Raw genomic sequence first — 22,063 nt, forward strand, 5'->3', positions numbered from 1 at the left:
CATTCCCCGCTATAGCCGGGGATACCTTTGTACTCAATTTTTTAATTAATTATGAGTACAATTGTTAAAACTGTAGAAACAGCAGCAACCAGCAAAAGTTTCCCTGTTCTAGTAGCCCCTGTAATACTTTCCTTATTTGCCACTTTTCTTACCATTGGTATTTCTTTCGGCGTACTACCCAAATTCATCTATAACCAGCTGGAATAAAGATTTTTAGCGTTTAGTTTTCCTTTCCGGATGAATCTTTCCTCGTAGAGATCCGGTAGTCGTCGGGGGTGATGCCCCCCACCCCTTTGGGCTTTTTACGGCGGGGGATGTTTGCCGAGTCGATATAAGGCCTGTAATGTTTCACAGATGATGAATCTATTCTTACCGGCAAGGGTTGAGGTGTAGCTATCGAATCGGTGGCAGGTATATTGTTAAGTGTATCTTTCAGCAGTATGGAATCTTTCCCTGGTGTTGGTTTTACCTGGGGTATTTTTCTTTGTTCAACAGTGGTATTGCTATCCTTTGCAGGAGCTGTTACCTGTGGTATTGGCGAAATTTCCTGTGGAGGTACTTTCGCTGGTGTATGATCTTTACGGCTATAGTACCACAGCAGTGTAGCGGCTACCATTGCAGCGGCGAGGCCGTACCAGATAGCAGTGGTATATTTCGGGGTAATATTTTTCTTTGGCGCGCCTGTGTCCGGGCCGTCAGCAACCGCATCCAACTGCATATCAATGTTGGCCCAGATACCGTCGGCCATGTCCGGGATGGGTACCTGTTCCAGCTTTGCTGCTATTGATTGTTCATATGGAGTGGTTGTATTCACTAATTCTTTATAGCATTTATTTTTTGTTGAAGTATCTTTCTTGCTTCGCTCAGATGCCATTTGCTGGTCCCCTCACTGATATTTAATTGTGCTGCAATTTCCTTGTGAGAGTAGCCATCGATCGCATATAGTACGAACACCGCATGGGTGGCCGGGGGCAGCTGCCTTACCAGTTGTAATATGGCGGCTGCATCTGTTTTTTCGATGATGCTGTTATTTACAAACGGTTCTTCTGCTGTATCTAATTCCAGGTTGGCGAATCGGGCACGTTGTTTTATCAGGTCAAGTGATTCGTTGATGATGATCCGTTTTAACCAGCCATGAAAATTGCCTTTGGTTTCGTCGAATGTATGGATGCTCCGGAACATCTTCACAAATGCGTGTGCCAGGATATCAGCTGCTTCATGCTCATCAATAGCATAGCGCATGGCAACAGCTATGGCAAAGCCATAGAGTTGCCGGTACAGTTGTTCCTGCGCCTTTCTATTGCCACTACGGCAGTCCGTGATGATGCTATTTAGATCCTGTTCCAGCAATTAAGCAAATAACTTGGGTTCGTTTGTTTTTATCAACGGGTAGCCCTGCGTAGAGGGAGTACCCCGGCACACTTATTAAAGTGTTATTTTGTACCTGACGCCACCTGATGATGATGCGGGTATTCGCAGTACAGATGTGCGGCAGCTATTCTTTCAGTCGCTGCAAACGATGAGTTTCCGGCTGCTGTGGTTTACCATTTCTCATCGTTGACCTTTCTTGCGAAAATAGCGGTTGCGATGGCGCTTACGTTCAGCTTCTCTGCAGGGTCGAGCTCATTGTAGAACCAGATGTTTTGATCGATCATATCTACAATAGCGATCACGCCCCCGCTCGTACTTAGTTCGTAACCCGACAGTAACTTAAATGGCAGCTGCCCGGTTTTCCCATTGGATAATTCTGTTTTTTTGATGCTCAATGGTTTTATAAAAACAGTATCTGTCCCATTTGTTGCCAGTCCGGCTGCTCCAGGTTTTACGAAAGTAAACGGGTTCTTATCATTTTCCGCTTTCCTGTCGTATATATTTGTCATCAGCAGGCCCCAATTTTTGCTTTCCTGCGTGGTATCCACCTGGATAGTTGCTGAAAACACGTATTGGTGGTGTTGCAATATTTCAAATCCATTCAAAATATCATTATGGTGGATCGTTTCATACTCCACTTTCCTGGTCACCTGTTTTTCGTCTGCGTACACCTCCACATAGTTTCTCCCATCCGTCAATGCATAGCGGAATTTTGCCTTTTCTTTTTCTATCGTTTCTCCTTTCTGTATCCCCATCTGGTTCAGCCATAGATTTTCGAGGAAAAAACCGCGGCCTCCCCATCCCGGATATTTAACATGAACCCCTCTTTGGATCTTTGAGGTTGTAAAGTTAGCAAACGACATTTTGTTGCCCCTGGCGCCGGTAACATGTTGCATAGTAGCCTGTTCCCTGAATTTTTCAGGAACTGACAATTTCATGGTAGTACCGCAACTCATTAAACAGGCTACGCCTAACATCAATACTGTAATTCTCATTTTATTCTCTTAATACAACAATTAATCTATTTTCTTAATATATATAACCGGCTTTGCAGCCGGCAGGTAACCATATTTGCCTGTTTATTATGCCCTATGAGCATCTGACGTACATGGTCCTGTAAAGGTAATACCCAGTTTATTTGCCAAAGGTTGGGTAAAGTGAAAAAAAAATTTTTTGTCAGGCTACCCAACCTTTCAGGACAACAAAAGAGTATTACCAGCAAACAAGTGTTATACCTGATCTAATTGAAATGTATGAAAACATCAACTATGAATTTTGCTTTTATGGCCATCGTACTGGGCACCATTCTTCTGTCCTGTAAAAAAGAAAAAAGCAATGAGCCGGAATGTGGTATCAGTATGACCGGCCTTGCCGGCTCGTACAAACTTACGGCTTTACAATACCGGGCAACTGCCACTACGGCGCCGGTGGATTACCTGTCATCTCTTGATGACTGCGAAAAAGACGATATCCTTATATTAAAAAGCGACGGCGCCTATAACTACAATGATGCCGGCACCGTTTGCACAGCTGAGGGAGCAAACAGCCACGGCACCTGGCATGTAACCGGCAACACTATTACCAGCGATGGTACCTTCAACGGCACCATTGCCAGCTACGACTGTAAAACGTTGGTTTTTTACAAGGAAAATGCAATAGTGACGGGCGACAGGATGACATTTACTATGGTAAAGCAATAGCGATAAAATCATCGCTGGCAGTATCAAATATTGCCCAACGCCCTAATACACCGGTACAATAATCTTTCAAAGCATCGTTGAACAGCGCTGTATATTGCGCCAGTGTACGTGCCGGCAGATACCGCGTTACCTGTTCATCCTCAAACAACGACATGAACAACTGCAGTTCATCTGGTCTGAACTCACGAACAACGATTGTATCGCTTTGATAAAGTATACGCATGGTTATAGATTTAAGCCGGGAGCCAGATCGTAAAAATCCGGCTCCTGGTATAACTTCATGCGAATATACAGTCAAATGAACTTCCCTGTTTAACAGTTTTCCAGCAATTTCATTCCGCCCGGATGGCCTTTACCGGATTGGCAATGGCAGCTTTTAACGCCTGTAAACTGATGGTCATCAATGCTATGATAAGAGCAGACACCCCCGCCAGCAAAAACACCAGCCAGCTAATATGAATCCTATATGCAAATTCCCTCAGCCAGCTATTCATCAGAAACCATCCCAGCGGCCATGCTATCAGATTTGCGAAGAGGATTAATTTTGTAAAGTCTTTTGTAAATAAGGCCAGAATATCCCGGAGACTGGCCCCCAGCACTTTCCGTATCCCGATTTCCCGGGTTCTTTGCTGCACCATATATGCCACCAGGGCAAATAATCCTATACATGCGATGATAATCGCCACCATCGAAAAGACACCGAATAACAAACCAAATTGCATATCATTGTCATATTGACGGTTGAAATAATCGTCAAGAAATGAAAAACTGAACGGATTGCCCGGAAAGATCTCTTCCCAGGACTTCCGGATATACCCAATTGTCCGTGGAATATCGGCCGTTTTAATTTTTATGAGATAATATTCATCGTCCGAATAATCACGGCCATTGAATTGAAATACAAGCGGCTCGGCTTTCTTTTGAAGGGATTGCAGGTGAACATCGCTCGTTACGCCCAATACCATGCAAGCTCTCTTATTAGTCCATACCTGCTTACCAACAGCATCATCCGGGCCCGTAAAACCCAACAGTTTCGCGGCAGACTCGGATATCACCAGCCCGTGCTGATCTGTTCCATACTTCCGGGAAAAATTCCGGCCCGCCTTCATGCTGATTCCTAAAACATGCAGATAGTCTTCATCTATATCGATAGTTTTGATACTCATCTCATTTTTATCACCCGACAGCGTAGTACTGTATTCGCCATGCCATCTCGTTTCTTTTCCGGGCAGCGCATCCGACATGCCCATTGACTCTATAGCCGGATTTCTTTTGAGTAGCTCTTTGAAAGCCTGCACCACTGGTCCATTCAGTGAATCTGAGTGGCTGGCCCAACGCCCGGGCCTGTCCATTATCACTACCCTGCTCATTTTCAGGCCTAAGTCCTGGTTGAGCATAAAATGTACCTGCTGGTAAACAACAATAGTCCCTATTATGAGAAAAATGGAAAGGGCAAATTGAAAAACTACCAGTCCCCTCCGCAACAATATTCCTTTTCCGGATGCTTTCAGTCCGCCTTTCACTACAAGAGCCGGTTTAAAAGAGGACATAACAAAAGCCGGATACAACCCGGAAAGTAGAGCGCCAATAACCAGAAACCCCAGAAACAGCCAGCCATAGGAGCTGCAAAGAAAACCAGGCAGGGAAAAGTCATCCGGGAAAACACCTCTCATCCACTGCAGCAGTAACACCGTCAGCCCAATTGCAATAGTAAAACTCACTATATTAGTAGCCAATGCTTCAGCCAAAAACTGTTTTATCAACTGGATCTTCTGTGAACCTAAGACCTTTCGGATGCCGATCTCCCTCGCTCTGTTAATAGACCCTGCGGTGGAAAGATTAATATAATTCACCCAGGCAATGGTAATGATAAAAAAAGCAATCAACATCAGGAAAAATATGGCTTTGGCACTTCCTCCCGGCTCTGGTTCATCATCACGCCCTGGCGCCAGATGTATTTTCTCCACCGGCTGTAAAGAAAGCCTGCTTTCCACCGCATTTTCCTTTTCAGCAGGGATATGCCGACTGACAAAACCAGGCAACTTTGTCTCCAATATTGCCGGATCTGCTCCCTGGCGAAGCTGTACGTAAGTGTAAAGATCTTTCCGTTGCCAATTGTTTTCAAACCGGGGCCTGCTCCGGTGATATAAAGAGGCATAGGAAATCAGTACATCGAATTTTATATGCGACTGCCCCGGAACATCTTTAAATACCCCGGTAACACGGCACAGATCCAACACGCCGTCATCGTCGTCCATTCTGAACATCTTACCCAGCACATGCTCACTACCAAACAACTTCAGGGCCATGGACGCTGATATTACGGCTGTACCAGCCTGATCAAGCGCAGCGTGCGGATCTCCTTCTTTAAAAGGAAAGGAAAACATGGTCAGAAAAGAAGGATCTGCAAACAATACTTTAGTTTCTTTAAAAGCCCTGTTGTCATCAGCCGTAATCACGCAATTATTCTTGGAACCAACGTTATACAATCGCGCTGCTGCAATGACTTCCGGAAATTCACTTTTCAGGGAAGGACCAACACCGGAATAATTCTCTGCGCTCTTAAAAACGAGTTGCCCCTGCTGGTAATAATCGAGATTGACGCGATAAAGATCCCGTTTGTTCGTGTGGACGTTGTCGTAACTATATTGATAAGATACATAGCCCAACAACAATATGGCGCTTGTTATTCCAATAGCAAGACCGCCAATATTAATACCTGAAATCAGGCGATTCTTCCATAGGTTTCTCCAGGCAATTTTCAGATAGTTTTTAAACATGGCATGTGGAATTAAATTGAACAATTTGAAGCAGCCTTAAAACAGGCTGTTTTTTTACGGGTAGATTTCAAGTGTTCAGCAAGAAACGTCGATGATTGGGAAGTGATATTTCTTTTTCCACAAATTCAATCAGGTATAGCAACCTAAATAACGATAACAGCGATAGAACTATTGTGCAAATGCCAATCTGACTAAATTTACCCCCTTATTCTTAATAAAAAATCCGACGCTGCTTATTTCTTTTCTTTCAGATACTCTGACAATTGCGTATTTTATATATATTCGTCGTAATTAAATGAAAATAAGCCATATGAAACGATACGCCATTTTACTTCTTCTATTTGTATCACTGGCCGGGTACGCCCAGAATTCCATCAACAATTACAAATATGTACTGTTGCCTGAGCGGTTTACTTTTGCGAGAGAAGATAATCAGTATGGGCTGAATACCCTTGCCAAGTCTCTCCTTGAAGAAAAAGGATTCACTGCTTACTTCGACAATGCTGAAATCCCCAAGGAGCTTGCTGCCAATAAGTGTAATGCACTGCGTGCGGAGGTAACCCAGAAAAAAGGGCTATTTGTTACCAACCTTACGCTGCTGCTGAAAGATTGCCAGGGCAATATCGTCTTTAAAAGTAAAGAAGGAAAAAGCAGGGAGAAAGAATTTGCCACCTCCTACAACCTCGCGCTGCGGGATGCGTTTACTTCATTGAATGATGTACCATATGCTTATAACGGTACCACCAACGCACTTCCTCCACCGGCTGCGGCGCCTGCTGCTGCTACTGCACCAGCTCCGGCCCCTGCGCTGCCTACCACCCCGGCTGTAGTGACAGAAGTAAAAGAAGCTGCCGGCACCTTATATGCTCAGGCAACTGCCAATGGATATCAGTTAATAGATACTTCTCCTAAAATAGTTTTAACCTTGCTTAAAACTTCCGCACCCGATTACTTTATTGCTGAAAACGGTACTTCCCACGGAGTTGTGCTGAAGAAAAGCGGGGATTGGCATTTCGAATATTATAAAGATGCTAAGCTTGTTTCCGAAAAACTGCTGATCAAGTTCTAGTAGCATGGCATTATGCTGAAAAGCCTTCAGATCCCGGGATCTGAAGGCTTTTTGCTTTTTATACCAGAGATGAGCATGTACTACATTGTATCGTAACTACTTCTTCTAAAATACGGCCCCCGATGCTGCCACCTCCCAGCTGCCCTCCGCCACCTCTTCTTCCAGCTCTCCATTATCCCAGCCGCAATAGCCGATAAATATCCTCAGCTCCTGCTCTGTAAGGGTACTATTATTAATGCCTTCCACCGCCGCTTTGAAATCGCCTCCAAAATAAATGCCATCCGCCACCAGCGTGCCTCCTGCTATCAAATCGGGCCGGCGATGTAAAAAATAAAGATGTTCCTTGTCTACCGGACCTCCATCGCGCAAAGGAAAAGGCTTCCCGTGTTTAAATTCTTCCAGCTCCGTTAACCCTCTCGGAAACACCCTGTTTATCACAAATCCCATGGCTCCCTTCTCATTATACTCAGTAATGAATATAATGGCGTCTTCAAAAAAAGTATCATTCAGGAGAGCAGTTGCATGTAAAAAGATACCAGCGTTCATAGGGTGAAGGTAGTTATTTTATAACCACATCGCCTTATTTCGGCTACAACAATAGTAGATTTGGCTACATGTCTTCCCCTGCTGCGGCTGAACTTTGTATCTCCAAAAAACAGTTATATGAAAATTATCGTAACAGGTTCATCAGGCAACATCAGCCGGCCACTGACGCAATTGCTGGTACAAAAAGGACATACCGTAACTGTTGTCAGCAGCAACCCGGAAAAACAACAAGCCATTGAAGCCCTCGGAGCAGCGGCTGCCATCGGCGCTGTGGAAGATGCAGATTTCCTCACCTGCACGCTGCAAGGCGCGGATGCACTTTATGCGATGATACCGCCCAATTTCACCACCACCGATCAGAGAGCCCGTTACCGGCAGATAGGCCACAGCTATGCGCGAGCCATCAGGGCCACGGGTGTAAAACGGGTGGTACATCTCAGCAGTATGGGCGCCCATCTCGATAAAGGTATTGGTATCATCCTCGGCTCCCACGATGTAGAGGGTATATTAAATGAGCTTCCGGGCCTCTCTCTCACCCATCTCCGGCCGGGTTCTTTTTTCTACAATCTTTATGGTTTTATAGATTCAATTAAAAGACGGGGGTATATTCGTGCTAACTATGGTGGAGAAGATAAAACACAGCTGGTAGCAGCAACAGATATTGCCGCTGCTGCTGCAGAAGAGCTCGACGCCATTCTTCCTGCCAGGCCGGTACGCTACATCCTCAGCGATGAGTGCAGTTGTAACAACATTGCGGCCGTATTGGGTAAGGCTATTGGCAAACCAGACCTGCAATGGATCACTTGTTCCCGGGAAGAAGCACTGGCCGATTTTAAGGAAAGAGGTATTCCGGATAACACGGCAGCTGAGATTGCAGATATATATGATAGTATTCACAATGGCGCTTTCGAAGAAGATTATTATGCACATGGGCCCGTTGTACCAGGCAAAATAAAACTAACGGACTTTGCCAAAGAATTTGCGGCTGTCTTTAACCAGGGAAATTAAAATCTGCTGCCATGAAAAATACCACTCCTCATAAAATCCATACCATCACTGAATTTCACCAGCTCCGGGGCTTACCTAAACCTGAGCACCCGCTGATCAGTGTTATCAATTGTGAAGACATTCAGCACCCTCAGGAAGCCCCAGACAACCTGGTGCTGGAATTCTATTCTATAGCGCTCAAAAAAAGATTTGATGGTAAAATGAGATACGGGCAGCAGGAATACGATTTCGATGAAGGGGTGATGTTTTTCATGGCGCCGGAACAGGTTTTCTCTATAGAAAGAAGCGTTCAGCAAAAACATACGGGATGGATTCTGCTGATCCATCCCGACTTTCTCTGGAATACGCCGCTCGCCAAAACAATCAGGCAGTATGAGTATTTCAGCTACTCCGTGAATGAAGCATTGTACCTGTCGGAGAAAGAAGAAGCCACCATCGCCGGTATCCTCGGAAATATTGAGCACGAGTATCATTCTAATATAGATCAGTTCAGCCAGCGGGTCATTATTGCACAGCTGGAATTATTGCTCACTTATTCCGAAAGATTTTATCATCGGCAATTCCTTACCAGGAAAATAATCAACCACAGGATCCTCGACCGTTTTGAAGAAATGCTGACCGGGTATTTTAATGATCCCAAACAAACGGGGTTGCCTACCGTACAGTATTTTGCGCGGGCCATGAATCTGTCTTCCAATTACCTGAGCAGCCTGTTGAAAGTGCTAACGGGGCAGCATACACAGCAACACATCCACAACCGGTTGATTGAAAAAGCCAAAGAGCGGTTATCTACCACTGATTTGTCGGTAAGCGAGATAGCCTATGAACTGGGATTCGAGCATCCACAGTCGTTCAGCAAGCTGTTTAAAGTAAAAACGAATCTGTCGCCCCTGGAGTTTAGGCAGCAATTCAGTTAGCATTTTTATCCGTTACGGGATATAAATATTTTTATGAAGATGATAAATCATATTATTTTATTTATGTTCAGCCAATGCCCAATTTTGTGTCAAAAAGATGAACAACAAATTGGCATTATCCCCGGATGTAATAGCAGCGCTGGAATTCATTCAATCCATCCCGGCTGTGGATACAACAGATGCGGCGCTTGCGGGCCGGCAATTTTATGAAGCTTTTATCCCTATGGCCGGCGAGGCCGAGGAAATAGATATAACAGAAAGAACGATACTATTGTCTGGCGGAAATATCCGTATACGTATTTACCGGCCGTCGGACCAGCCACTGCTTCCGGCAGTAGTGTATTTTCATGGCGGATGGTTTAATGCGGGCAGTCTGGATACGCACGACAGGCCACTGCGAACATTGGCAAAATTATCCGGCGCCGTGTTTATTTCCGTCGATTACAGGCTGGCGCCTGAATTTCCGTTTCCGCATGGCCTGCAGGATTGCTTCGATGCGTTGCAATGGGTGGTGGCCAATGCTGCGCTGCTGAACATTGATGCCGCTCGTATTGCCCTTGCGGGCGACAGTGCCGGAGCCGCGCTGGCAACAGCCACTGCAAAACGGGCTGTTAAAGTGATGAATATATCCGTTTGTTGCCAGGTACTCATCTATCCGGTGACAGATTCATCGCTCAACACGCCTTCCTGGCATCGGTATGCTGATGGGCCCAATCTTACGCTCGATGGCGCCCGCATAGCATGGGATTGGTACGCCCCTGCGCCGGCCGACCGGCACCATCCGGATGCAGCGCCGCTCAATTCGTCCGATCTTACGGGGCTGCCACCGGCGCTCATCATCACCGCGGAACACGATCCGCTGCACGACGAGGCGGTGCAATATGCAGAAAAATTACAGCTGGCGGGCGTAGCTACGCAATGGTCGGAATATCCGGGAATGGTTCATGGATTTTTTCAGATGGGCGGGATTATTAGCAGCGCGAAACGGGCGATGGAAGAAGTGGCCGGTTTCCTGACAGACCGGTTTGCGACAACACGGAAATAATGAAGTGCTGCCGGCTTAATCCCCGGTCGCCGGAGCATTATTCCCCTTGCCAAATTTCCTCGGATACCAGGCGATAGTAAATAAAAAATATTGCTTCAAAGTATTCATTGTTCCGGTGGTCAGGGTATTATTATTGCCATAACTGATTATTCCCATATTCTGGTGTAGTAAATCCATGGCTACTACTTTGAACTCCAGATTATTGGCCTTCAACATGCGATACGAGGCATTGAGGTTCCATACAGTAAAATGATGGGAGCGGGATCCGGAGGCCGAGGTGTAGTTATAAATAAGGTTGGTTCCCAGTGTTAGTCTTTTTAAAACAAAACTCCCGCCTGCCTCTGTTGATTGAATATAACTCCTGAAAATGGTACTGTTGGCGCCTGTTTGAGCGGAACGGTAAAAAGTATGCTGTTGCTTCAGATCCAGGGTAATATTGTCTTCACTGGTATAATACAAGCTCACCGTGCTGGTATTCCTGATATTGTCCGACCAATTCCTGATATTGTTAACATAGGATGGCATTCGGGAGATATTAAACAAAGAAGACATAAACACCTGGATCTGTTGACCAGAGAATTTAAATGCGCTGTTCAATTCGCCCCGCAGATTTAAATACCGGTTACCATCCATATTAACTGTATAGTAGGCGCTCCGGCCCAGCTTATCTATCACACTGCTATCCGAAAGCGCATTGCTGATCATCCCGCCTGTGATATTTACATAATAGTTAAATGACTTCCTGTTTGCGAAGCTATTACGCCTCCACGAAAAAGTTATTTCCTTTCTGTCGGCAGGCTTCAGGCCTGCGTTTCCCAGGCGCAGGTAATATTGATCTGAGCTATCAACCAGTGGTACCAGCTGATCAACGGAGGGATAGTCTTTGCTGATCTTAAATCCGAGGTTATAGCTTTCCACGAATATGCCGGACTGGATATTGCTATACCGGATGCTGGCCGCCGGAACAAAATATTGATACCGGTTGGCGATCTGCTGAAAGCTGTGATCAGAGGTATTCTGCAGATAATAAAACTGCGCCTGCGCAATGAGATTAGCAGACAGGTCTCTTGAATAACGGCCAGAGAGGTGCCAGGAAAGATGTTTTCCGATATTCAGTGCAGGTTGTTCGTTTATGATCAGCGCATCGCTTTTGCCCGACAAATAGGCATTAGTAACCAGATGCCCGGATTGTATATCGCCGGCTTCATTATACCGGCTGTTGTGGCTGATCTGAAAGCTATTCTGTATATTCATTGATAATCCCCTTGCGAAGCCACGGGAGCCGAAAATACTCCTGGAAAAATTCCCCCATTCTATAAAAAGGGCTTCGTTGATCTCATTATTCCTGTTGTTATACTGCCTGTTGTAAAGCGTATCCTGGGCAGGATCAGCCACAGAAACAAACGAGCTGTTTCTGAGAAGATTATTCCGGCGGGTGCTATAGGTAAATGTATTCCTGATCGTAAAATCCCGTGGCCCCCGGTAATAACCATTATCTTTCCTTACAATACCTGTTTCTATATTGATATTCCGGTTGTTCCGCTGCTCATCGTTATTTATTTCATTACTGCTTACCGGGTATTTCGCGTTGTTGAAGAGCTTACTTAGCTGCCCGCTTTTATTGCGACTATCTTCCGACTGAAAGCCTGCGTTGGTATAAAATGTAATATTATCCTTATGCCTGTTATATTTCGCATTCAGCTGCTGAGTAGTGGCATCTGTGGTCACATTCATAGCCTGTTGCCGCAGTTGCATACTATCTTCACTGATCGTTGTAAGCGTTTCCGTGTTATTTAATGTTGTGCTGTTATTATTTCCGATCAGGTAGTCCACATTCAACCTGCTATCATTATAAGCATTAGGTTCCGGAATAAAGTCGTGCTGAAATGCAAATCCCGCTACGTTAGACCGGTTAATACCTTGTTGATTAAAATCGGTCTGATACCCCAGCCCTCCGTCTGTCGCGCCTTTATAGGTACTGTTGCGCAACAGGGTCGACATATCATCTGCCCGTTTATTGATATTATTACTGGCAGCGATGATTCCCAGTTGATTCCGTTTGGAAAATAAATTGATATTGGCATCTGACTCATAGCGTTCATTAGTTCCATATCCTGCACTCAACTTGCCGAAATACCCCATGCTTTTGTTTTTCTTCAATTGAATATTGATATGGGTAGTTGAATCCATCGGGCTTCCGCCGTTATTGCGCTGCTGATATACCTGTACTTTCTCAATGGCATCCTTTGGCAAATTCTGTGTAGCTACCCTGGTATCGCCGCCAAAGAAAGGCTTTCTGTTCACCAGTACGCTACTTACGGTTCTGCCGTTAACGGTGATAGCACCATCGCCCCAGATCACCACACCGGGCAGTTTTTTCAGCAGATCTTCTGCCACCGCATTGGGGGCGAGTTTGAAGGCATCGGCGTTAAACTCCAGTGTATCCCCGTTCATCCTGACAGGAGGAATATCTCCTTTTACCACTATGTCTTTTAATACCTGTTCATGCTTGTTGAGGATCAGGTTACCAAAGTTGAGCCGCTTCTCTGTGGCGGATATTTTAAAATGCTTTTCTACCGGATCATATCCCATAAAACTCACTATGAGCTTTAATAGCACACCAACAGGCAGCTCCTTAAAACTGAATTCTCCCAGGTTGCCCGACAGCTGATAATTAATGAGCGAACTGTCATTTACACTATAAACTGCTACAGTAGCCAGTTGTAAGGCATAATCATGTACTGAATCGCGTACCGCGCCTGTTACAACCCCAACCCGGGTGCTGTCTTTCTGCTGGGCTGCTGCCTGCATAACAGTCAACAAAAACAGGTAAATGAAATGCTTCACTTTAAAGGATATCCGGGATTGGGCTTTAGTTTAATAATAACAGGATTACTCCGGGCCGAACTATTGCTGAAATATGCCTGTATGCGATCGTTATACCTGACGCCCCTGTTACTGGCAGCATCTCTGGCGTCAAACATCTCCCGGGACGACACACTCGCATATATATTTACGCCGTCAGTTGTAAGAAAACTATACGTAATGAAATTAGCGGTGCTGTAATTACCATTCATCGTTACGGGCAGGTAACCATTATCAGCGTCGCTTGCAATATGATCCACTGCGATCAGGGCTGCGGAATGAAGATCATAGATATAAGAAGCGCTTCCATTCAGCGTATTCAGTTTAAAAAACAACAGCCCGCCTAACTGAAAGAAATGCGACACCGTAAAAATAACGCCGCTGGTATTCTTTATATAGGCAAATCGCTTTCCATAATAGTCCGGAGCATATTTAAAGTCGCGCGGGAGCGATCGTTGCTGTGGAAATACGAAAGTATACTTCCTGCGAATGCTATCTTTGCTGACCGCGTAAATATCATATCCATAGTACCGGATCAACGTAACGTTATCGGGGTTCCCGGTATCGAAAAAGAAGCCCCCTGCCACAGATGTAAGGTCTTCATTACAGATCATCCTGTTGTAGTTCGCATATTGAAATGCCTTGCCGGAGAGGTTGCCATCCGAATAAAATTTCAATTCGTAATCAACTGAATCCTGCCTGTTTTTCTTGTAGCTATAGTTGATATTATAAGAAAGAAGGGTATTGCCTGACAGTTGATAGAAATAGTAAGCGCCGGTAGTATCTTCATAATTCCTCATCAAATTTCCATCAAAGCTGAATACTTTTACTTTGTTGAAATTATAACCAATTTTGATCATCCGGTTGGTATTGTCGACAGTAAAAAAATGTGCTTTTACTTCATCGGTTTTCCGGCCGCAGTTAATTTTTGAATGGAATTTTCCGTCCTTTAGGAAAAATAAAACGGCATTGGTATCCATGTCCAGGATGATGTAATACTCATCAGTCACATACAATTGATCGATTTTTCCGAATAAGCTCTCCTTATTCGTTTCCAGTGGTATATAATCTATGGCTGTAAATAGCTTTGAGGTAGTAGCACCTATTGCTGCCTCAGGATCTATTCTCAGCGTAATACCTTCCTGCTGCGCATGGCAGGTTATACTTACCATCAATATAAGTGTGGAAATCGTATTTACCAGACAGATTCTCATGGGTATTTTCTCATATCGGGAATCATAAATTTATCTAGTATTCAGAATATAGTCATCCAGTGAATTTAATTAAATGCCACCGATTATTCCCACATAAACGCTAGATTTATTTCCGTCACGATAAGCAACTTCAACCGGGTATCTTATCAAACAGCCATTTATCGAGGCTATACTTTCCTCCACCTGTTACCAGCAAAAACAGAAACAATACCAGGAACAAAAACGGCGGCTGATCGTCTTCAAAAATCTTTCCCGAGCCCATCATAAAGGTAATGACGCTCATGTTGATGACCAGGGCAAGGGCTACTGGCCGGGTCAGCAATCCCAGGATCAGTAATATCCCTCCTGCCAGCTCTGTTCCTTTCCCCAGATAGGCCATCAATACCGGGGCAGGAAAATGGAGGTCGGTAAGCCAGGCAATGTTTCCCTCCATATGGCCCTGACTAAAAATACCTAAGCCATGAACAAAGATCAATAAGCCGGCCATTACGCGGATAAATACTAATCCGTTTTCTACATTAACCGGGGAGATCAGCAATTTTTTTATCATAGAAAATCATTTGACTCAAAAATAAACGGGCACAAATACCTTAGTGGTAAACATGTGTAAAAAGATGTAAATTGAACTGTAAATCTTTTACTGTGCGGTATTTACATAGGCCACTCCTTTCTATTCTGTTGCTGATTGCCACGGGTTCCGGCATCGCTGAAGCGCTGCCCTCCGAACAAGATAACCGTAAAGTCATCCAGTTACGGCATATTGGTCACGAGTTGCTGCTGGCTGCCGGCGACAGCACCTCCATCGTACTGCCTGTAAAAGAAATTACGGAGGGTGCTTATCAGATCTCGTTTGAAAAACCCTTTCCATTTGTACCTGATTCCCTGTTGAACATCACAGAAAGGATCATGAAAAGCAAACCACTGACTGCGCCTTATACATTGAGTGTGATGAAGGCGGGCTCGCCACAGATTGTGTACGGGTTTACCAGTGAAGATGCGGCAAAAGGCACTGTGCCCTGTATTGGCAGGAATATGCCGGCAGACAGTTATATCATCACTATTCAGCTGCCAGGTGTCATAGCAGCCAGTCAGCAGCAACAGCTCTATTCATTACTCGTTTACGGTTTGCTCATCATCATTGCAGGCAGCATTGGCTATCTTGTTTATCAAAAGAAACGTTCCCCCATATCCGTTATCCCGGTACAAACGGATACCACGCCAGGCGTTGCCATTGGGGATTATATGTTTTTCCCGGTAAAAGGGAAATTAACCTATGGTGCAGAAACCATCGCACTGACAGCCAAAGAACAAACCCTGCTGAGCATTTTCGCCCGGCAATTGAACCAGGTTATTGACCGTAACTTATTACTGAAAGAAGGTTGGGAAGACGAAGGCGTCATTACCGGCCGCAGCCTGGATATGTATGTTTCGAAGCTCCGCAGAAAGCTCGGGAAAGATGCCTCCATAAATATTAAGAACGTTCATGGCAAGGGCTATAGCCTGACTATAGCAGACCTTTAATGACCGATATCGGACAGTCGCTGTCATAAAACCGGACACCCCGCTCCCCTCTCTGCCGGCATCCACGCTGATTTCCGTGCATTTCCGGTATGGCATCCTTCTTGCGCCCCGCCCACAGGTCTTAGTACCGCCTGCACCCACAAAAACTGCTTTCGTATGTTGAGCAACTACTTCAAAACTGCCTGGCGCAGCCTGCGACATCACAAATTATTCTCCGCCCTTAATATCCTGGGGCTGACCCTGGGTATGAGCAGTGCCATACTCATTTTTCTGTGGGTGCAGGATGAGTTGAGCTACGACCGGTTTAATGCCGACGCGGAGGATATTTACCGGGTCATTGTAAGGGGCGCAGGTAAAGAAGCCGCCACTGCTCCTTTCGCTTTTGGCCCGGCCTTGCAGGAAGAGCTGCCCGAAGTGCTGGCGGCAGCACGCTTTACACCGGCTGACCAGAAAGTACTGTCGTACCGCGATCGTCAGTTCAGCGAAACCGGGATCGGCTACGCAGATTCCAATTTCCTGCAGGTATTCAACTATCCTTTGGTGAAGGGCTCTCCGCAGGAAGCATTATCCCGGAAAGACGGCATTCTGCTGACAGAACGGGCTGCTGCAAAATACTTTGGCAACGACGATCCCCTGGGGAAAATGATGATGCTGGATAATCAGGGTTCTTTTATGGTCACCGGCGTATTAAAGAATATTCCCCGCAATTCCCATCTGCAGTTCGATTTCCTGTTACCCATGTCGGTAAGGGAAGAAAAGGAAAGAAACGACAACAGCTTCTGGAATAACTTTACTTATTTCACCTTTCTTAAGCTCCGGAAAAATGCGGCAGATGCACCGGGGAAAATACAGCAATTGCAGCAAAAGGTCCTGGCTGTATATAAAAAGCATACTCCCCAGGTGGAAGCCACGTTCGAGCTGCAACCGTTGACTGATATCCATTTGCGCTCCCATTACATCATGGATGTTGCGGGCCAGGGAAATATTCAGTATGTACATATCTTTTCGTGGGTAGCGCTAATTATACTGGTGATTGGTTGTATTAATTTCATGAACCTGGCTACTGCCATTTCCGGTGCGCGGGCCAAAGAAGTGGGCTTGCGTAAAACGATCGGGGCCCAGCGCTACCAGCTGGCATTACAGTTCCTGGCAGAATCATTGCTCCTGTGCTTTACTGCGCTGGTGCTGAGTCTTGTTCTGGTCTGGCTGATATTGCCGGTTTTCAACGACATAACCGGTAAAGAAGTGAACCTCCTGTTCCTCTCCGGCAGCAGGATAGCCTGGTTATTGGCCATCACTGTTGTTGTGGGGCTGCTGGCCGGAGGTTATCCCGCCCTGGTTTTATCTTCCTTTAAACCGGTAAATGTACTCAAGGGCATGAAGACATTTCATCCCGGAAAGTCTTATTTCCGGAATGGATTGGTGGTGTTGCAGTTCACTATCTCTATTGTGCTGATCATCGGCACCATTGTCGTTAATCAGCAATTACAGTTTATCCATCACCGTGATATTGGTTATAACAAAGAGAACCTGCTGTATATCCCTATTCCGCAAATGGGAGACATGCAGAAAAGTGCCAGGCTGATCGACGAAACCCTGAGCCGTTATCCGGGCATTACAGATCATACTATAGTGAGCGATTTGCCCACCAATCTTACCAGTGGAGATGTAGACGTGCACTGGGCTGGTCAGCAACCAGGCCGTCAGGTGGTTTTTTCCTTATTGGGCGGCGATGAGCACCTGATCAGTGCATTTGGCATGCACCTGATTGCCGGAAGGTATTTTTCGAAAGATTTTGCCGGAGATGAACATAACTATCTCGTCAACGAAACGGCGCTGAAAACAATGGGCCTTACCCCAACTGCTGCCCTGGGCAAAACCATCACCTACTCCGGCCACGTAGGCACTATTATCGGGGTGTTGAGAGATTTTAATTTCAAGCCGATACATCAGCCGGTGGATCCTTTGTTGCTGATGAAAGACTGGTCACGGGGAAATCTATACGTAGTGGTGCGTACCACACCCGCCACGCTGAAAGCCATATTACCATTGGTGCAAAAATCGTTTGGCAGCGTTTATCAGGGCTATCCTTTTACCTATGGATTCGTAGACCAGGATTTGTCGAGGTTGTATGTTGCCGAACAACATATGGGCCGGTTGATCAACGTATTTTCTCTCCTATCCATCCTTGTATCCTGTCTGGGGCTTTTCGGTTTATCGGCTTATACGGCGCAGCGCCGCTTCAAGGAGATCGGAGTACGCAAGGTACTGGGCGCCAGTGTTGCCGGTATCGTGCGGTTACTGGCCGGGGAATTTCTCTTACCGGTTGCCATCGCCGGCCTGATCGCCTTTCCGCTCGCGGCCTGGGTAATGACCCGGTGGCTGGCGGCCTTTGCTTACCGGATTCCATTGCACTGGTGGTTTTTCCTCGTTGCAGGAACCGGAGCGCTGATCATCGCATTGATCACTATCAGCTTCCAGGCGATTAAAGCAGCGCTGGTTAATCCCGTACAGAGCTTACGCTCAGAGTAGCTTAAGCCGTGGTTCCTTTCACGCCGGATCTTTCCACCTCCACAGCTTCATAGACATATGCCTTCAGTATTGCCCGCAGCTCAGTGATGCGGCGACTGTCGGTGAAACGCACCTGCCGGCCAATTTTCGTATTCTCTCCCATTTTCACGAGGATACCGTCAGGATCAGCTAACAGGTAGCCTTTGAGAAACAGCAAGGCGCAGTATTCCTTAAAGCCCTGCACTACTACGATGTTCCTGCCCTGATCAGTATAACAGGGCTTGCCCCATTTCATTTCCTCGGTCAGCCCGCAGTCGAGCAGGATAGCCCTCAACTTTGTCATTTCTTTCTGCCACTGCGGAGCGCGACTTAAAAAGGCATCTATCTTAGGATTCATCTTGCTACATTTATTGATTAGCTAATATCACCTTTCTTTCCACCGGCCGGAAGTACCAGGAAACCGCCGTCAGCGTAAGCAACAATATGCAGGGAAATATATCTTTTGCCGGGCTGCCGATTGCAATATGAGAAAATAGTGCGCCCGACATGACAAAGAAAAAACCTGCGTATGCCCATTCTTTCAGCAAAAGGAATCTGGGAATCAATATAGCAATTACTCCCAGTATTTTCCAGACGCCTATGATGGTCATAAAATAACCGGGATAACCCAAACCAGTCATAAAATCTGATTCACTTTTCATTTTGAATATCTGGACGATTCCGGTAGAAGTCATTCCCAGCGCCATCCAGAGCGTGGCGATCCAATAGATGATCTTATTTCTTTTTGTCATGTCAGATTATTTTAATTTGCCCGCTACTTCCTGAATACGATTGTGTGCCATGTTAATACCCATCGGCATTCCCATCTTCAAAATCTGATCCCTGTGCTCAAGAGAATCATATAAAACATGCATACTAAGTTTGCTGGTATCGTCAGTCAGTGCTTCAAATTCATAGAACTCCAGTTGTACCCCTGTATTGGCAGTTTCCATTTCGAAAGTCCGTACGATCTTCTTATCAGGGATAAAATCATGGATAACCCCGCTGAAAGGATACTTGTTGCCTTTATGATCAGTTGTTTCAAACTGATAGCTACCATGCCTTTGTGCTTCCAGCTTCAGCACTTTTGTACCCATCCATTGTTCGATGATGCCTGCTTCAACATGCGCTCTGAAAAGCAATTCCACAGGCAGTTCAAACTCCCTGGTAATCACTACTTCCAGTTTGCCGTCTTCGGCGTTGACTTTGGTTTTTAGTTCCATGTTTGTTTATTTTTTTGTTTTGTAGGTTTTCATGATTGCTTCCAGTGCATTAAACCGGTCATCCCACATCTTGCGGAATGGCTCAATAAAGTCATCTACTTCTTTCATTTTTTTTGCATTAATGTGATAGTAAATTTCCCTGCCATTCTGCGTTTGTGCCAATAGTTCACATTCGGTGAGTATCTGCAGGTGCTTTGAAACGGTAGGCCTTGCTGTGTTGAAATTGGCGGCTATGGCTCCGGCTGTCATGGCTTGTGAAGCCACCAGCAAGAGTATGGCCCGTCTTGTAGGGTCAGCTATTGCCTGAAATACATCTCTTCTCAAATTCATTGTGTAGCCATTTGACTACAAATATATGCGTAGTCATTTAACTACACAAATTTATTTTTGGGTAATAGCATTACTCCAGGCCGATAGCTTTAAATAAATCCTGCCGGTAGCTGGCTGCTACCGGGATTTCATATGTTCCCACAAATATTCTTCCACCGGAGAGGTGACTGATTTTGTTTTTGTTGACAACAAATGAACGGTGAACCCGCAGAAAAATGCCTGCCGGTAGTGTATCCGTAAAAGTGGAAAATGGCATTTTAGTGAGGTAGGTGGCTCCGTTTGTAACTACTTTGGTGTAGTTTCCCTGTGCTTCTACATACAGGCAATCGCCGTAGGTCAACTGATAAATATTCCCCTCGCTCCTGATAAAAAGGGATTTAGTTTCGTCTTCTTTGACAGCGGGATTTAATTTTTCTTTTACCTTATCAACCGCCACGATAAATCGTTCGAGGGAAAACGGTTTGAGCAGGTAATCCACTGCCGCCAGGTCAAAGGCGTTTACTGCATACTCCTGGTAAGCGGTGGTAAAAACTACGAGTGGTGCGTTTTTCAGCGTATTGATAAAGCTGATGCCACTCAATACCGGCATATTGATATCGAGGAAAGCCAGGTCAGTTGGGTGTGTTGACAGAAACGATTTTGCCTCGAGGGCATTCCCGAATTCGCCCAGTATACGCAGGAAAGACAGATGCCCGCAATAACTGCGGATGATAGACCTGGCCGTGGGCTCGTCGTCTACGATGATACAGGTAATCGTTTCATGCATATTTTATACTGAGTTTCAATTCGGTAAAATAGCGGTCGTGCTGTGCGTATTGCCTGAGTGTATAATTATTATTGTACAGGAGATTAAGCCTTTTGATAGTATTAGCAAGACCCACCCCTGAATTATCGTCCGGCAATTCGCTTACCGGCGCATTTTGCTGATAAGAATTAGTTACTTCCATGCAAATGAAATTATCGTCCAGTGTCAATGCCAGATCTATGTAAACCTGTTGTCCGGTGGTATTCCCTGCATGTTTAAATGCATTTTCAACAAAAACGATTAATACCAGTGGAGCAATCTGTATACCGGTATCGGCTATACGGGGAGTATCTGTTTTCAGCACCAGCCGGTCGCTCATCCTGATCTGCTGGAACGCTATATAGGTGTTGATATATTCCAGCTCGTCTTTCAGCGGCACAAAAGTTTTCCTTGCTCCGTAAACTGAATAGCGCAGCAGATGCGATAGTTTTAACAACAGCTGCGGTACCCTTTCAGGTTGATCTATGGAGATACCGTATAGGTTATTGAGTACGTTGAACAGAAAATGAGGGCTTAACTGCGCCTGCAGCAGTCCGAATTCGCTTTCCTTTTGCGCTGCTTTAGCCTTTGCTTCTCTTAATTCCCGCTCCATTGATACCCGTATGAGTTTGAGTAATATTCCTGTGATCAGTCCGGCTGAGAAAAAAGGTACGGAACCATATAGCAATTCTAAAAATTCGGCATGACGATAGCCCAGCAGGTATTTGATTGTTACAAAATCCACACATAGCAATGCAGCAGCTACCAGCAGCGAATAAACTACAAACGGCAACAGTTGTCCTTTCAGATAATAGCGCCCGCATAACCACCGGCCGGCGTAGATATATGCCATGAAGAAAAGGCCATTAGCCACGGCGGGGCCTATACTATTAAAATGAAATCCTCCCGCATAAAACAGATACGCCCAAAGGGCCAGCATACCCAGTACAGCCACCGTAAAAACCAGGTGGCGCTTCCATATTTTTCCGTTGATCAGTTGCTGAATGGTGAACATATCATAAAATTCGGCAAATCCCCATGCGGATATTCCATTTCCTACAGATAATACCCAAACGGTGACGGATACCCTAAAAACGGTGACGAAATATCAGATCCCCTCCGGATAACCCGCTGCCACCT

23 protein-coding genes are annotated in these 22,063 nt (G+C 45.5%); 8 read left to right on the forward strand and 15 right to left on the reverse strand.

What is annotated here, in order from left to right; translation table 11 throughout:
* The first annotated feature begins 51 nt into the window (after window positions 1-51).
* Window positions 52-207, forward strand: a complete 156-nt coding sequence (locus UNH61_RS19820; protein WP_326993731.1) for a hypothetical protein — start codon at window positions 52-54, stop codon at window positions 205-207.
* A 13-nt stretch (window positions 208-220) separates the two neighbouring features.
* Here UNH61_RS19820 and UNH61_RS19825 read toward each other — a convergent pair whose 3' ends face one another.
* The 3 genes from UNH61_RS19825 to UNH61_RS19835 all read right to left on the reverse strand — a co-directional run bounded on the left by UNH61_RS19825 (window position 221) and on the right by UNH61_RS19835 (window position 2,366).
* A complete protein-coding gene (locus tag UNH61_RS19825; protein ID WP_326993732.1) occupies window positions 221-814 on the reverse strand; it encodes a hypothetical protein in 594 nt (197 codons plus the stop codon).
* Window positions 814-1,350, reverse strand: a complete 537-nt coding sequence (locus UNH61_RS19830; protein WP_326993733.1) for an RNA polymerase sigma factor — start codon at window positions 1,348-1,350, stop codon at window positions 814-816. The genes UNH61_RS19825 and UNH61_RS19830 overlap by 1 nt, the downstream gene beginning before the upstream one ends.
* A gap of 191 nt (window positions 1,351-1,541) precedes the next feature.
* The gene (locus UNH61_RS19835) at window positions 1,542-2,366 is read right to left on the reverse strand and encodes a hypothetical protein (RefSeq protein WP_326993734.1); all 825 of its coding nucleotides are present in this window, start codon (window positions 2,364-2,366) and stop codon (window positions 1,542-1,544) included.
* A gap of 258 nt (window positions 2,367-2,624) precedes the next feature.
* Between UNH61_RS19835 and UNH61_RS19840 the strand changes: the two genes are divergently transcribed.
* Complete coding sequence (locus UNH61_RS19840) at window positions 2,625-3,071, forward strand: lipocalin family protein (protein ID WP_326993735.1); 447 nt, start codon at window positions 2,625-2,627, stop codon at window positions 3,069-3,071.
* On the opposite strand, the gene UNH61_RS19845 is transcribed toward UNH61_RS19840, so the two are convergent.
* Both UNH61_RS19845 and UNH61_RS19850 read right to left on the reverse strand, forming a co-directional pair.
* Window positions 3,055-3,294, reverse strand: a complete 240-nt coding sequence (locus UNH61_RS19845) for a hypothetical protein (protein WP_326993736.1) — start codon at window positions 3,292-3,294, stop codon at window positions 3,055-3,057. The genes UNH61_RS19840 and UNH61_RS19845 overlap by 17 nt on opposite strands.
* 109 nt (window positions 3,295-3,403) lie before the next feature.
* Entirely contained in the window at window positions 3,404-5,851 is a 2,448-nt protein-coding gene (locus tag UNH61_RS19850; RefSeq protein WP_326993737.1) for an ABC transporter permease, read from the reverse strand.
* A 310-nt stretch (window positions 5,852-6,161) separates the two neighbouring features.
* Here UNH61_RS19850 and UNH61_RS19855 point away from each other — a divergent pair, with 310 nt between their 5' ends.
* Window positions 6,162-6,920: a hypothetical protein gene (locus tag UNH61_RS19855; protein WP_326993738.1), complete on the forward strand. Its 759-nt coding sequence runs from the start codon at window positions 6,162-6,164 to the stop codon at window positions 6,918-6,920.
* A gap of 105 nt (window positions 6,921-7,025) precedes the next feature.
* Here UNH61_RS19855 and UNH61_RS19860 read toward each other — a convergent pair whose 3' ends face one another.
* Window positions 7,026-7,466: a YqgE/AlgH family protein gene (locus UNH61_RS19860; protein ID WP_326993739.1), complete on the reverse strand. Its 441-nt coding sequence runs from the start codon at window positions 7,464-7,466 to the stop codon at window positions 7,026-7,028.
* Between the two features lie 117 nt (window positions 7,467-7,583).
* Here UNH61_RS19860 and UNH61_RS19865 point away from each other — a divergent pair, with 117 nt between their 5' ends.
* From UNH61_RS19865 to UNH61_RS19875, 3 genes are all read left to right on the forward strand, one after another.
* Window positions 7,584-8,474, forward strand: coding sequence for an NAD(P)H-binding protein (locus tag UNH61_RS19865; protein WP_326993740.1), 891 nt, complete (start codon window positions 7,584-7,586; stop codon window positions 8,472-8,474).
* 11 nt (window positions 8,475-8,485) lie between these two features.
* Entirely contained in the window at window positions 8,486-9,391 is a 906-nt protein-coding gene (locus tag UNH61_RS19870) for a helix-turn-helix transcriptional regulator (protein WP_326993741.1), read from the forward strand.
* Between the two features lie 97 nt (window positions 9,392-9,488).
* Window positions 9,489-10,436, forward strand: coding sequence for an alpha/beta hydrolase (locus UNH61_RS19875; protein WP_326993742.1), 948 nt, complete (start codon window positions 9,489-9,491; stop codon window positions 10,434-10,436).
* Window positions 10,437-10,451: 15 nt separating this feature from the next.
* On the opposite strand, the gene UNH61_RS19880 is transcribed toward UNH61_RS19875, so the two are convergent.
* The 3 genes from UNH61_RS19880 to UNH61_RS19890 form a co-directional block, all read right to left on the reverse strand.
* The gene (locus UNH61_RS19880; protein ID WP_326993743.1) at window positions 10,452-13,283 is read right to left on the reverse strand and encodes a hypothetical protein; all 2,832 of its coding nucleotides are present in this window, start codon (window positions 13,281-13,283) and stop codon (window positions 10,452-10,454) included.
* Window positions 13,280-14,515 (reverse strand): 6-bladed beta-propeller, encoded by a 1,236-nt coding sequence (locus tag UNH61_RS19885; protein ID WP_339070267.1) that lies wholly within the window; start codon window positions 14,513-14,515, stop codon window positions 13,280-13,282. The genes UNH61_RS19880 and UNH61_RS19885 overlap by 4 nt, the downstream gene beginning before the upstream one ends.
* 130 nt (window positions 14,516-14,645) lie before the next feature.
* Window positions 14,646-15,065: a DoxX family protein gene (locus UNH61_RS19890; RefSeq protein ID WP_326993745.1), complete on the reverse strand. Its 420-nt coding sequence runs from the start codon at window positions 15,063-15,065 to the stop codon at window positions 14,646-14,648.
* A gap of 92 nt (window positions 15,066-15,157) precedes the next feature.
* On the opposite strand from UNH61_RS19890, the gene UNH61_RS19895 reads away from it, so the two are divergent.
* On the forward strand, window positions 15,158-16,036 hold the full coding sequence (locus UNH61_RS19895; protein ID WP_326993746.1) for a winged helix-turn-helix domain-containing protein: 879 nt from the start codon (window positions 15,158-15,160) through the stop codon (window positions 16,034-16,036).
* A gap of 156 nt (window positions 16,037-16,192) precedes the next feature.
* Window positions 16,193-18,568, forward strand: coding sequence for an ABC transporter permease (locus UNH61_RS19900; protein ID WP_326993747.1), 2,376 nt, complete (start codon window positions 16,193-16,195; stop codon window positions 18,566-18,568).
* A gap of 1 nt (window position 18,569) precedes the next feature.
* Here UNH61_RS19900 and UNH61_RS19905 read toward each other — a convergent pair whose 3' ends face one another.
* From UNH61_RS19905 to UNH61_RS19930, 6 genes are all read right to left on the reverse strand, one after another.
* Entirely contained in the window at window positions 18,570-18,944 is a 375-nt protein-coding gene (locus tag UNH61_RS19905; RefSeq protein ID WP_326993748.1) for a DUF1801 domain-containing protein, read from the reverse strand.
* Between the two features lie 10 nt (window positions 18,945-18,954).
* Window positions 18,955-19,338: a DoxX family protein gene (locus tag UNH61_RS19910; protein WP_326993749.1), complete on the reverse strand. Its 384-nt coding sequence runs from the start codon at window positions 19,336-19,338 to the stop codon at window positions 18,955-18,957.
* A gap of 6 nt (window positions 19,339-19,344) precedes the next feature.
* Window positions 19,345-19,809: an SRPBCC domain-containing protein gene (locus UNH61_RS19915; protein WP_326993750.1), complete on the reverse strand. Its 465-nt coding sequence runs from the start codon at window positions 19,807-19,809 to the stop codon at window positions 19,345-19,347.
* 6 nt (window positions 19,810-19,815) lie between these two features.
* The gene (locus UNH61_RS19920) at window positions 19,816-20,139 is read right to left on the reverse strand and encodes a metalloregulator ArsR/SmtB family transcription factor (protein WP_326993751.1); all 324 of its coding nucleotides are present in this window, start codon (window positions 20,137-20,139) and stop codon (window positions 19,816-19,818) included.
* Window positions 20,140-20,209: 70 nt separating this feature from the next.
* Window positions 20,210-20,905 carry a LytTR family DNA-binding domain-containing protein gene (locus tag UNH61_RS19925; RefSeq protein ID WP_326993752.1) on the reverse strand — a complete coding sequence of 232 codons (696 nt, stop codon included), beginning with the start codon at window positions 20,903-20,905 and terminating at the stop codon, window positions 20,210-20,212.
* Complete coding sequence (locus tag UNH61_RS19930; RefSeq protein ID WP_326993753.1) at window positions 20,898-21,938, reverse strand: histidine kinase; 1,041 nt, start codon at window positions 21,936-21,938, stop codon at window positions 20,898-20,900. Before UNH61_RS19930 ends, UNH61_RS19925 begins: the two co-directional genes overlap by 8 nt.
* Between the last annotated feature and the right edge of the window lie 125 nt (window positions 21,939-22,063).

It is taken from the genome of Chitinophaga sp. 180180018-3, assembly GCF_037893185.1.
GTDB lineage: Bacteria > Bacteroidota > Bacteroidia > Chitinophagales > Chitinophagaceae > Chitinophaga.

What these genes read in the sequence shown, in the direction of transcription:
- UNH61_RS19870 (WP_326993741.1), top strand. Translation starts at nt 8,486, where the DNA reads ATGAAAAATACCACTCCTCATAAAATCCATACCATCACTGAATTTCAC.
- UNH61_RS19900 (WP_326993747.1), top strand. Translation starts at nt 16,193, where the DNA reads ATGTTGAGCAACTACTTCAAAACTGCCTGGCGCAGCCTGCGACATCAC.
- UNH61_RS19835 (WP_326993734.1), bottom strand. Translation starts at nt 2,366, where the DNA reads ATGAGAATTACAGTATTGATGTTAGGCGTAGCCTGTTTAATGAGTTGC.
- UNH61_RS19905 (WP_326993748.1), bottom strand. Translation starts at nt 18,944, where the DNA reads ATGAATCCTAAGATAGATGCCTTTTTAAGTCGCGCTCCGCAGTGGCAG.
- UNH61_RS19850 (WP_326993737.1), bottom strand. Translation starts at nt 5,851, where the DNA reads ATGTTTAAAAACTATCTGAAAATTGCCTGGAGAAACCTATGGAAGAAT.
- UNH61_RS19840 (WP_326993735.1), top strand. Translation starts at nt 2,625, where the DNA reads ATGAAAACATCAACTATGAATTTTGCTTTTATGGCCATCGTACTGGGC.
- UNH61_RS19910 (WP_326993749.1), bottom strand. Translation starts at nt 19,338, where the DNA reads ATGACAAAAAGAAATAAGATCATCTATTGGATCGCCACGCTCTGGATG.
- UNH61_RS19860 (WP_326993739.1), bottom strand. Translation starts at nt 7,466, where the DNA reads ATGAACGCTGGTATCTTTTTACATGCAACTGCTCTCCTGAATGATACT.
- UNH61_RS19890 (WP_326993745.1), bottom strand. Translation starts at nt 15,065, where the DNA reads ATGATAAAAAAATTGCTGATCTCCCCGGTTAATGTAGAAAACGGATTA.
- UNH61_RS19920 (WP_326993751.1), bottom strand. Translation starts at nt 20,139, where the DNA reads ATGAATTTGAGAAGAGATGTATTTCAGGCAATAGCTGACCCTACAAGA.
- UNH61_RS19845 (WP_326993736.1), bottom strand. Translation starts at nt 3,294, where the DNA reads ATGCGTATACTTTATCAAAGCGATACAATCGTTGTTCGTGAGTTCAGA.
- UNH61_RS19820 (WP_326993731.1), top strand. Translation starts at nt 52, where the DNA reads ATGAGTACAATTGTTAAAACTGTAGAAACAGCAGCAACCAGCAAAAGT.
- UNH61_RS19915 (WP_326993750.1), bottom strand. Translation starts at nt 19,809, where the DNA reads ATGGAACTAAAAACCAAAGTCAACGCCGAAGACGGCAAACTGGAAGTA.
- UNH61_RS19855 (WP_326993738.1), top strand. Translation starts at nt 6,162, where the DNA reads ATGAAACGATACGCCATTTTACTTCTTCTATTTGTATCACTGGCCGGG.
- UNH61_RS19865 (WP_326993740.1), top strand. Translation starts at nt 7,584, where the DNA reads ATGAAAATTATCGTAACAGGTTCATCAGGCAACATCAGCCGGCCACTG.
- UNH61_RS19930 (WP_326993753.1), bottom strand. Translation starts at nt 21,938, where the DNA reads ATGTTCACCATTCAGCAACTGATCAACGGAAAAATATGGAAGCGCCAC.
- UNH61_RS19885 (WP_339070267.1), bottom strand. Translation starts at nt 14,515, where the DNA reads ATGAGAATCTGTCTGGTAAATACGATTTCCACACTTATATTGATGGTA.
- UNH61_RS19925 (WP_326993752.1), bottom strand. Translation starts at nt 20,905, where the DNA reads ATGCATGAAACGATTACCTGTATCATCGTAGACGACGAGCCCACGGCC.
- UNH61_RS19875 (WP_326993742.1), top strand. Translation starts at nt 9,489, where the DNA reads ATGAACAACAAATTGGCATTATCCCCGGATGTAATAGCAGCGCTGGAA.